7 protein-coding genes are annotated in these 11,187 nt (G+C 60.2%); 3 read left to right on the top strand and 4 right to left on the bottom strand.

Going from position 1 to position 11,187, the window contains the following annotated elements:
- Positions 1-3 precede the first annotated feature (3 nt).
- From treZ to FTW19_RS00740, 3 genes are all read left to right on the top strand, one after another.
- Positions 4-1,749: a malto-oligosyltrehalose trehalohydrolase gene (gene treZ, locus FTW19_RS00750; RefSeq protein ID WP_147645799.1), complete on the top strand. Its 1,746-nt coding sequence runs from the start codon at positions 4-6 to the stop codon at positions 1,747-1,749.
- Between the two features lie 276 nt (positions 1,750-2,025).
- Positions 2,026-3,264 carry a DUF5666 domain-containing protein gene (locus tag FTW19_RS25650; RefSeq protein ID WP_222705513.1) on the top strand — a complete coding sequence of 413 codons (1,239 nt, stop codon included), beginning with the start codon at positions 2,026-2,028 and terminating at the stop codon, positions 3,262-3,264.
- Between the two features lie 68 nt (positions 3,265-3,332).
- Complete coding sequence (locus tag FTW19_RS00740; protein WP_147645798.1) at positions 3,333-6,248, top strand: TonB-dependent receptor; 2,916 nt, start codon at positions 3,333-3,335, stop codon at positions 6,246-6,248.
- Positions 6,249-6,462: 214 nt separating this feature from the next.
- Here FTW19_RS00740 and FTW19_RS00735 read toward each other — a convergent pair whose 3' ends face one another.
- From FTW19_RS00735 to FTW19_RS00720, 4 genes are read right to left on the bottom strand one after another with little or no spacing between them, the layout of a single operon-like run.
- Positions 6,463-7,830: an NAD-dependent succinate-semialdehyde dehydrogenase gene (locus FTW19_RS00735; protein ID WP_147645797.1), complete on the bottom strand. Its 1,368-nt coding sequence runs from the start codon at positions 7,828-7,830 to the stop codon at positions 6,463-6,465.
- Between the two features lie 14 nt (positions 7,831-7,844).
- Positions 7,845-9,098, bottom strand: a complete 1,254-nt coding sequence (locus FTW19_RS00730) for a M20 family metallo-hydrolase (RefSeq protein WP_147645796.1) — start codon at positions 9,096-9,098, stop codon at positions 7,845-7,847.
- Positions 9,095-9,829: a (S)-ureidoglycine aminohydrolase gene (gene allE / locus FTW19_RS00725; protein ID WP_147645795.1), complete on the bottom strand. Its 735-nt coding sequence runs from the start codon at positions 9,827-9,829 to the stop codon at positions 9,095-9,097. The genes FTW19_RS00730 and allE overlap by 4 nt, the downstream gene beginning before the upstream one ends.
- A complete protein-coding gene (locus FTW19_RS00720; protein WP_147645794.1) occupies positions 9,822-11,021 on the bottom strand; it encodes an allantoate amidohydrolase in 1,200 nt (399 codons plus the stop codon). Before FTW19_RS00720 ends, allE begins: the two co-directional genes overlap by 8 nt.
- Between the last annotated feature and the right edge of the window lie 166 nt (positions 11,022-11,187).

Raw genomic sequence — 11,187 nt, 5'->3', positions numbered from 1 at the left:
AAGATGCATCGATTTGAAGTATGGGCGCCGCGCGCCTCTCGCGTCCGTCTGTATTTGCACAACGAACTTCGCGAGATGCAGCCGCCTGCGAGTGTGGACGATCACGGCTGGTGGAGGCTGGAGGCTCCCGACGCGGGGCCCGGTACAGGCTATGGCTTTGCCGTAGACGATGACGATCAGCCATGGCCGGACCCACGGTCGTTATGGCAGCCGGATGGCGTCCATGGCCTGTCCTGCGTCTACGATCAGGCCGCCTTTGCCTGGACCGATAAAGGCTTCCAGGCGCCGCCACTTTCAAGCGCCGTCATCTATGAGCTGCATATCGGCACCTTTACGCCGGAGGGCACGCTGGATGCAGCGATTGCGCGGCTCGATTATCTGGTCGAGCTGGGCGTTACTCATGTGGAGCTGCTGCCGTTAGCCGCATTTCCAGGTGTCTTTGGCTGGGGATATGACGGTGCAGCGCTGTATGCCGTGCATCAGCCGTATGGTGGACCGGATGCGTTGAAGCGCTTCGTCGATGCGGCTCACGGCAAAGGACTGGCCGTGCTGCTGGATGTGGTCTATAACCACTTCGGTCCGGTAGGAAACTACACCGGTAAATTCGGCCCGTATCTGGTTGACACCCATCACACGCCCTGGGGCGGTGCAGTGAATTTCGAAGAGTGGGGAGCAGACCAGGTACGGCGCTTCTTCCTCGACAATGCACTGATGTGGATGCGTGATTTCCACATGGATGGCCTACGTCTGGATGCCGTGCACGCGTTTGTGGACCGTTCCGCGATTCACTTCCTGGAGCAGCTTGCGACCGAGGTCGAACATCTTAGCTCCGCGATCGGGCGGCAGCTCACGTTGATTGCTGAGAGTGACCTGAATGATCCCCGTGTCGTGACTTCGCGCGAAGCAGGCGGTTATGGCATCGATGCGCAGTGGAGCGACGACTTTCATCATGCGCTGTTTACTGCTGTTGCTCCGCAGGAGACGCGCGGTTACTACGAAGACTTTGGCGGTCTGGCAAAGCTTGCCAAGGCATTGGAAGAGACCTTTGTCTACGATGGCATCTACTCACGTCATCGCAACCGCATCCACGGCCGGCCCGCTGGGACTCTGGATCGACATCGTTTTCTGGGCTATATCCAGAACCACGATCAGGTGGGAAATCGTGCCCAGGGTGATCGGGTTGCGATGGTCGCCGGGATGGACCGTGCGCGTGCTGCCGCGGCGTTGGTACTTCTGGGACCATTTGTGCCGATGTTGTTTCAGGGCGAAGAGTGGGCTGCGTCGACGCCCTTCCTTTACTTTGCCGACCATGAAGACCCTGGGATGGCACGCGCGGTGAGCGAAGGCCGTCGGCGCGAGTTCTCGGCCTTTGGATGGAAGCCGGAAGATGTACCCGATCCCGTCGAGCGTGCAAGCTACGAGCGCAGCGGCCTTCGCTGGGAAGAAACAGCTGCGGGAGAGCACGCACAGATGCTGGCCTGGTACAAGGAACTGATCCGGTTGCGGCGATCTTTGCCGGAGCTTGAGGACGGTGCTCCGGGCGCCTGCCGCGTGGAATTTGATGAACAACAGGGATGGCTCATGGTGCACCGTGGAGTGGTCATCGTGGCGGTGAACCTGGGTTGTCAACAGGTACGGCTTTCTGTGCCACTCGTTACCGAACTGATTCTCGGCTCGGGCACCTCTACCCTCCAGAGCGGTACACTGACGCTACACGATGGGGCAACGGCCGTTCTGCGGCGTCAATAGAGCATTTTCCCTGTGGGTGTAGGGCCTTCGTATCCTAATGGGCGTTTTCTGCAATAAAACGCCACTGCACGTTCTTTCCGGGATACCCAGCAACAGAGAAAACGCTTTAGACGAGCGCTTTCCAGGAAGGTTTCAGCGTAAATTTCCCCCGAAATTTCATGAAACTTAGACGACGGTTCGACCGTAATCCCTGCAGACTCCCCAACTGCAGTGCGGCACGCAGGATTTTTGTGCGAGATAGCCGACTCTGTGTGGTGGTCCGTCGAGGATTTGGCTATGTTCGCAACCAAGAGAGACTTTCTGGCGACCCTGTTCACCGCAACCGCGGTGGTGATGACCGTTTCGCCCTGTGCTGTAGCCCAGAATGCATCGGCTCTCGGGACCGTAAAGAGTGTCGATGGAAAGACGATGACGGTGGCGACCGACAAGGGAGCAACGGTTACCGTAACCCTTGGTGACACCACCAAGGTGGTGCAGCTCGCCCCTGGGAGCACTGATCTGAAGACCGCGCAGCCGGCTACGGCTTCTGATATCACTGCCGGGGATCGCGTGCTTGCCAGCGGTCCTGGTGATGCTTCCGCGATTACGGCGGTTCGCGTGGTTCTCATGAAGTCCGGCGATATCGCCCAGCGTAATGCGGCGACCCAGGCGGATTGGGCTCGCCGTGGATCGGGCGGTCTTGTCAACGCCGTGAACGGTGGCTCCATTTCCATTAAGCAGGGCCAGAAGGTTGTCGAGATCACGACAACGCCGAAGACTATCTTCCGCCGGTACGCGGCCGATTCGGTGAAGTTTGAAGATACGAAGCCCGGCACACTGTCCGACATCAGGCCAGGCGACCAGCTTCGCGTGCGTGGCGAGAAGAACGAAGACGGCACCGCGATTGCGGCCGACGAGATCGTCAGCGGCGCCTTCCGTAACCTGGCCGGCACGGTGACCAGCGTGGATGCCGCCAGCGGCAAGATTGTCCTGAAGGACCTTGCCAGCAAGAAGAACGTCACCGTCATGGTGACTTCGAACTCTGACTTCCGTGCTCTGCCACCGCAGATGGCGGCCATGCTTGCTGCGCGCGCTCGCGGCGCTGCGAATGGTGCGGCTGGTGCTAACGGTGGAGGAGCTCCCGGTGGCGCACCTCAAGGCGGTGGAGTCTCAGGCGGCGGTGCACCGCAGGGTATGGGACGGCCGGCAGGCGGTGGTGAAGGTGCTGTTGCAGGTTCAGGAGGTATGGGACCTGGCGGTGCAGGTGGTGGACGGGGTTTTGGCGGTCCGGGTGGTGGTGGTCCTCGAGGCGACCTGGCTTCCATGCTGTCGCGCCTTCCAACGGGTGAGCTGGCAACGGTGAAGAACGGCGATGCGCTAATGATCGTCGGCACTGGCGCGGCGAATGCGGACACCGTCACGGCGGTGACCATGTTGAGCGGAGTTGAGCCTATCCTTGCCGCGCCCAACGGAGCCAGTTCCATGAATCTGGCGCCGTGGAGCATGGGCGGCGGAGCAGGCGGGGACGCGCAGTAAGTAGAAAAGCAAACGAACGCAGTACGAACGGATTTTGAGTGTGGCACTTGTCGTGCCTGGGAGCTGAGATGAAACGCTCATGGTGGAAGTGTGTCTGGCTGCTGGTGGTTCTGGCAGCGAGTGTCGCCGGACAGGCGCAGCAGACGGGAACGATTCGCGGTCTCGTGACGGATCCTGATGCTGCGGTGGTGCCTGGGGCGACGATTACCGCGACAGCGGCCAACGGAAAGGCCTTGACGGCGCAGAGCAAGGGAGATGGCAGCTACTCCATCTCCAACGTGCCGGCGGGCAGCTACTCGATCACGGTGACAATGTCCGGCTTCGGTTCATTCGTGCGCCAGGGTGTGCGCGTCGCCGCGGGCCAGTCGCTCAATCTGGACGTCAAGCTGGCGATCGCGGAAGCCAATGCCGAGGTGAACGTTACCACGCAGACCAACCAGGTCAGCGTGGACTCTGACTCGAATGCCAGCGCCACGGTCATCAAGGATAAGGATCTGGACGCTCTTTCTGACGATCCGGACGAGCTGCAGAACCAACTCTCGGCTCTGGCCGGACCTTCGGCTGGACCGAACGGCGGGCAGATCTACATCGACGGCTTTACCGGTGGCACGCTGCCTCCGAAGTCGTCGATCCGTGAGATCCGTGTCAATCAGAACCCCTTCTCGGCTCAGTATGAGAAGCTGGGCTTCGGCCGCGTTGAGATCCTCACCAAGCCGGGTACGGACAAGTTCCGCGGCAACATCAACGTGCAGGGCAATCAGAAGTGGCTGAACACGAGCAGCCCGTTTGCACAGAACCAGCCGGACTATCACACTTTCTTCCTGCTGGGCAGCCTGAGCGGCCCGTTGACCAAGACCTCATCGTTCAATGTCAGTGGCAGCAACCGTGATATCGAGGACAACAACATCATCTCCAAGGGCGTACCGATCTTCGCGACGAACTTTAGCGATGCGTCGACGATCTGCGCTCCCGGATCAATCGCTGCGGGTTGTACGATCGGCGAATACACGGGTAGCGCCATCAACCATCCGCAGAAGCGCTGGGAGGTCAACCCGCGTCTGGATTTCGCTCTCTCCGACAAGAACACGTTGACCTTCCGGTATGAGCATGAGCAGGGGAACAACAAGAACAACAATATCGGCAGCTATGTGCTGCCCTCGCGCGGACAGAACTCCACCAGCCAGGAAGATACCATCCAGATCAGCGACTCACAGATCATCAGCCCCAAGGTGGTGAATGAGACCCGTTTCGAGTGGCAGCGTTCGAATGCGACCGCGACTGCTCTGAATCCGAATCTTCCCGGCCTGAATGTCTCGGGCGGTATGAGCATCGGCGGCTCCACAAGCGGTAACTCCAATGTGACCGATACTCACTTTGAGCTGCAGAACTATACCTCCGTCGCTCTGCAAAAGCACTTCGTGCGTTTTGGCGGGCGTCTGCGTACCACCGAGGAGAGCGCTTACTCAACGGCTAACCAGAACGGTACCTTCACCTACGCCACTATCCAGGACTACATGAAGGGCCAGGTCAACCAGTATGCCGTCTCAACGATTAACCAGGCGTCGGTCACCTCGCGCGTGACCGACGTTGGTCTTTATGTGGAAGATGACTGGAAGATCCGTCCCAATCTCACACTCAGCGCAGGTATGCGTTTCGAGACGCAGAATCAGATCGATTCGAATCACGACATCGCGCCGCGTGTTGCGCTTGCCTGGGGTGTTCCGAACAAGCACGGCTCGCCGAAGACGGTTGTCCGCATCGGCTACGGCATCTTCTATGATCGTTTCGATCTTACGCAGGTGATGAACGTTGTTCGCCAGAACGGCACCAATGTTCAGACCACAACGGTCAGCGCCGCACCGGGTGGGTATCTCAATTGCGGTCCAAGCAATCCGAACGCTTGCGCCGGGAGCGGCGGCACGCCCGGGAAGAATACGATCTACAGCATCGGGGATACCCGCTCGGCCTACATCATGCAGTTCGCCGGCGGTGTCGACCAGCAGGTCGGCAAGGCCTCCATCTCGGTGAACTACCTGAACTCGCGTGGTGTGCACCAGTACCTGAATCGCGCCTTCGCCAACACCGCAACCAACATGATCAACTATCGTTACGATTCTGGCGGTGTCTTCAACCAGAACCAGATATTTGTGAATGGCAACATGCGGCTGAGTAATGTCGTCTCTCTCTTCGGCTTCTACTCGCTGAACTTCGTAAACGGCAACGCCTCTGGCGCCACCTTTATCCCATCACGCGCGACGGACACGAAAGCCGACTACGGTCGCACTCAGTTCGACGTGCGCAACCGCATGCTCATGGCCGGTAACATTAACTTCAAACACGGCTTCTCTGCCAGCCCCTTCCTGGTAGCGAGTTCGGGAACGCCATACAACATCCTTGCCGGCAGAGACCTGAACGGTGACTCGGTTTATAACGATCGTCCAGCGTGGGCTAATGCGGGAAGCGCTAACCTTGCCGGAGCCTGCACCGCTGCTGCTGCTCTGCCGACCGGGCAGACCTCAAACGCCTGGTATAGCGTTCAGCAGAGCGGAAACTACACCCAGATTCCCATCAACAACTGCACCGGTCCGGCTTCGCTGAACTTCAACCTGCGTCTGAACAAGGTCTTCGGCTTTGGTGAGAAGACCGGCGCTGCCGCTGGTCCTAACGGCGGGCGCCGTCAGCAGCAGGGCGGAATGATGCCGCCTCCGGGCGGCGGCGGTGGTGGCGGCGGCCGTGGTCAGGGTGGCCCCGGCGGTCCTGGCGGACCATTCGGCGGCGCAAGCTCCGGCCACAAGTACACCGTCAACTTCGCCATCCAGGCCAACAACCTCCTGAACGTGGTTAACTACGGCGCTCCGGTTGGTACGGTGACCTCGCAGCAATTCGGCCGGTCGAACTCGATCGGTGGCGGCGGCTTCATGGGCCCCGGCGGCTCCTCCAACGCAGTACGCCGCATCACGCTGCAGATGGGCTTCAACTTCTAAACTAATCCAAATGAAGAAAGGCGCGGCTATCGGCCGCGCCTTTCTGTTTATCTGCAGCCCATACACCGGGTGCCCCACATACGCGAAGCTTATGTGGGATGATCGAGCGAAGCTCGATCCGTTTTGGACCCATATGTGAGGCACCCCGGTTTTTGGGGAATATATCCCACCCAGCTTCGAGGTGAATCAAAATAGGGCGAAAGCGCCTAACTGCTTAAGCCACGACAACCGTCTTCCGATTCATAAACTCATGCATGCCCACTGCTGAAAGCTCACGGCCGAAACCGGACTGCTTCACTCCGCCGAACGGCAGGCGTGGATCGCTGGCGACCATGGCATTGATGAAAACCGAGCCGGCCTGCAGATCAGCAACAAAGCGCTGCTGTTCGACCGGGTCATGTGTCCAGGCAGAGGCTCCAAGGCCGAAGGGCGTATCGTTGGCAACCTCAATCGCTTCATCGAGTGAGTGGACACGGAAGAGCAGCGCCACCGGACCGAAGATCTCTTCTCGATAGACCGGTGCGGTGCGCGACAAACCTGCGATCACGGTAGGCTCGAAGTAATTTCCCTGGTCCACCATCATGCGTTCGCCGCCGGTGATCAGTAGAGCTCCGGCATCGATGCAGGCCTGTACCTGAGCTTGCACTTCTTCCAGGCCCTTCGAAGTTGCCAGCGGGCCGACGTCGGTCTCATCGAGCAGGGGATCGCCCACCTTCAGGTTATCCATACCCACGGAGAAGCGCTCCTGAAACTCGTTGTAGATGCTCTCGTGAACAATAAATCGCTTGGCCGCGATGCACGACTGGCCGTTGTTGATGGTCCGTGCCTTGATGGCGGTGTCGATCGCAACGTTCAGATCGGCCGACGGCATCACGATAAATGGATCAGAGCCGCCAAGCTCCAGGACGGTCTTCTTGATCAGCTTGCCTGCCTGTGCGGCAACGGCGGAACCGGCGGGATTGCTGCCGGTCAACGTGATCGCGGCGACGCGTGGATCATCAATGACTTTTGCCACGTCAGACGACTCGATGAGAAGCGCCTGGAAAACACCACGGGGGAACCCTGCGCGCCGAGTCAGTGCCTCGATCGTGAGAGCACACTGGGGCACATTCGAGGCGTGTTTCAGCAGACCGACGTTGCCTGCCATCAGGGCTGGAGCCAGGAAGCGGAAGACCTGCCACAGCGGAAAGTTCCAGGGCATGACGGCAAGAATGACGCCCAGTGGATCGAAGCGGACATAACTGCTGGAGGCTTCGGTCGGGACCGCCTCGGACGTAAGAAATTTGGCTGCGTTCTCGGCGTAAAAGCGGCATGCGGTGGCGCACTTCTGTGCCTCGGCACGGGCCGCGCGGATGGGCTTGCCCATCTCCAGCGTCATCAGGCGTGCGAGCTCTTCCGTCTCATCTTCAATGAGAGAGGCCAGCTTGCGCATACAGAGAGCGCGGTGCTCCAGCGGCACCTCCTGGTACGCCTTCCAGGCGGAGGCGGCGAGGGCCAGTTTGGCCTCCAGTTGTTCCGGGGGCAGGGCATCGAAGTGCCGCAGCGTTTTTCCTGTAGAGGGATTGATGGAGAGAATCGGCATGCGCGTCTGTGTTCCTATTGTGCCGCAAGCCGTGCCATGGCGGCTGCAAGGACGCTGACGCCGGTGCCAATTGCCTCTGGAGAGGCATACTCATCCGGGCGATGCGAGACGCCGTTGCGGCATGGAATGAAGATCATCGCAATGGGAGAGATGCGCGCCATGAAAAGCGAGTCGTGGTACGCGCGGCTCACCATCTTCTTGTATAGGATCTTCGCATCGCGGCAGACCTCTTCCAGCGCGGCCACGATGGTGGCATCGCTGGTTGCCGGCGGGTCGGCATTGACCAGCTCTTCGCGGACGGTGACACCACGTTTCGCCTGGATGGCGGCGATATCGCGGCGGACGGCTTCGATGACAGACTCGCGGCGCGCCGGGTCGATGTCGCGCAGATCCAGCTCCAGCGTCACGCGGCTGGGCACGGAGTTCACGGCGCCAGGATGGATCTGCGCTGTCCCCACAGTGCCGACGGTGTCAATCGCGCCGGTGGCCAGGGTATTGCGCTCGACCGAGAGGATCAGCTCCGCAGCAGCGCAGAGGGCATCTTTGCGCTCAGGCATCAACAGGGCACCAGCATGTCCGCCGAAACCTTCCAGGTAAAACTTATAGCTGGCAGGCGCCGCAATGGCGGTGACGATGCCGATGGGCAGGCCTTCCCGCTCCAGCAACGGTCCTTGTTCGATGTGCAACTCCAGCCAGTGGTGGTAGTAGCCGGCGGGGAGCTTCACGGTATCGAGACCGCCGGAGAAACCGGCAGCAGTACGGACCTCTTCCAGTGTGCGTTCGTGCTTGTCGATCAAGGCATCGGCCTTCTCCGGCGAGAGCGTGCCCGAGAGCAGACGTGACCCGAGACAGCCGATGCCGAAGCGTGTCGGCTCCTCGGAGGTAAACATCAGCAGCTCGATCGAGCGTTTGGGCTGGAAGCCCGCTTCCTTCAGCGCCCGAATCGCTTCCAGACCGCCGAGCACTCCGACCGTACCGTCATACATACCGGCATGAGGAATCGCGTCTGTATGCGATCCGGTACCGATGGGCGCGAGCGATGGGTCAGAGCCTTCCCAGCGGAAGAAGATGTTGCCGACGGCGTCGCGGCGAATGCGGAGGCCGGCCTTCTCGGCCAGTGTCTCCAGGAAGGTGCGCGCTTCCAGATCGGTGCTGGTGAAAACGACGCGCGTAACAGCGGTGCCTTCCTCGGAGGGCGGAGCATCGGAGAAGCTGGCGAGGTCTTCCAGTTCCGACGACAGACGGTCAAGGTTAACGGCGATCTTCATGCGAGCGGGTGCCGGTTCCAGTCTTTGTAGATGAGATATTTTGCCGGTTCTTTACCAAGAGCTCCGAACCACTGCGGGCAGTACGGAGCCATGTAGATGAAGTCGCCCGCAGTTACCGGATACCACTGATCGGCGAGCTTGTAGATGCCTCCGCCGGTCATCATCAGCAGGCCGTGTTCCATGACATGAATCTCGGTTTGCGAAAGCGCTGCGCCGGGCTTGTAGCTCATGGTGTTGACGGCGAAATCAAATGCCGTATCGCCGGGCAATAGAGCGCGCACCTGCAGATCTTCATCCCCGTTCAGCGCGGTAGAGGCAACTTTGGTCTCGTCACCGACCAAAAGCGCGGGGGCTTCTACCCCATCGAGCACCTGGTACTTCTTCTCGATGACGGCGAGCTTTGCCGGCTGTGCACTGGTGATGCTGTGCTCCAGATCTTCGGGAATGTAGGCATATCCGTTGGCGTTCAGCGTGTACCGCCGGCCTTCGGCTACCAGGGAGACGCTGCCTTCGAGCACGTAGAAAAAGCGCTGTGCGGCTGCGTGGCCGAGCAAGCCGTCAGCGGCCATCTCGGCCGTGTACTGGGTAAAACCGGCCCCTGCAGCCGGAGAGACGTGCACGATGGCCACCGCGTTGCGCATTCCCGGAAAGGGCGAGCGGATGAAGGTGTCCGGCGTGAGCAGGAAGTGATCACCGGCGGTGCGGCTGCGAGAGTGTCCCAGGTTAAACATCGGCGATGCGCTCCAGAAACCGGAGTCCGGTTTCAAAGGCTAACTGTACATCCTCCGGATGCACGGTTTCATCCGGATGATGTGAAAGTCCATTTGGTGTCCGTAAAAAAAGCATGGCGGCCGGCAGATGGGGAGCGACGATCATGGCGTCGTGACCCGCCCCGCTGGTCATGGAGAGCGGATGGCATGGTGCGGCCGCTTCGGCGAGCAGGGCGGTCAGCTTCGGGTCCATGGGGACGGCCGGCTGATCGAGCTTTGCTGCGAACGAGACAACCATGCCGCGAGCCTGGGTGATGGCGTGAGCGGCTTTTAGCAGAGTCTCCACGCTGCCATGGCGCACGGTATCGTCTGCATGGCGGACGTCAAGCGAGAGCACGGTTTCTCCGGGGATCACGTTGCCCGCACCTGGCTGCGGCGACAGCTGACCGACGGTTGCTACCAGGCCTGGAGTGTTACGGCCCAGTCTTTCGGCGGCTAGGACGAACTCGGCGGCGGCGGCCAGAGCATCGTGACGCAGATGCATTGGCGTCGTGCCCGCATGATTGGCTTTGCCGGTAAAGACAAGCTGAAGCCGCGACTGGCCAATGATGGCAGTGACAATCCCGAGCGAGCGGTCTTCATGCTCGAGAACAGGCCCCTGCTCAATGTGAAATTCCAGATAACCGAAGTGCCCGCTGTGCAGCTGAGCTTCGCCCAACTCCTCCGGGTTCAAGCCATAGGCGGTAATGGCTTGGCGCACGGATGTGCCCTTGCCATCGACGCGCGCCAGTAGATCATCCGTAAGTTCGCCGGTCAGTGCTTTGCTCCCGATGAAGGGGAAGCCGAAACGAACGCCCTCTTCTTCACTGAAGGCAATGAGCTCGAGGTGGAAGGGCAGCGGCGGAGCCTCTTCCAGCAACGCCAGGCCAAGCACGATACCGAGCGGACCATCGAAGGCTCCGGCGTTGGGAATCGTATCGAGATGCGACGCAACGATGAAGGTGCGATTAGTCTCGATGGGGGCTGCACGCACGATGCGCAGATTTCCCGCGGCGTCATAGCGCACGGTGAAGCCCTTAGCCGCAACCCACGCCATCAACTGTTCATTCGCTCGCCGCATCGCCGGAGAAAGATAGGTGCGCGTCGTCTCGCCAGGAACATCAGTGATGGCGGCGAGCTCGCGGCAGCGGGAAAGGATACGATCAGCGGACATGCGAGTTGCCAGAGTGTGTAGACAAGTTCCTTTGGTCTGATATGGCCAGAGCGTGACTGGTGGGAGCAGCGGGCTTCAGCCCGCTGATAAAAGATAGAAGTAGATGGGCGTTAGCCCCGGGTCTCTTCTGTCGATCAGCGGAAAGCCCAGGGCTAAAGCCCATTTC

This window comes from Terriglobus albidus (assembly GCF_008000815.1).
Lineage (GTDB): Bacteria > Acidobacteriota > Terriglobia > Terriglobales > Acidobacteriaceae > Terriglobus > Terriglobus albidus_A.
This window is presented reverse-complemented; position numbering and strand designations above follow the sequence as displayed.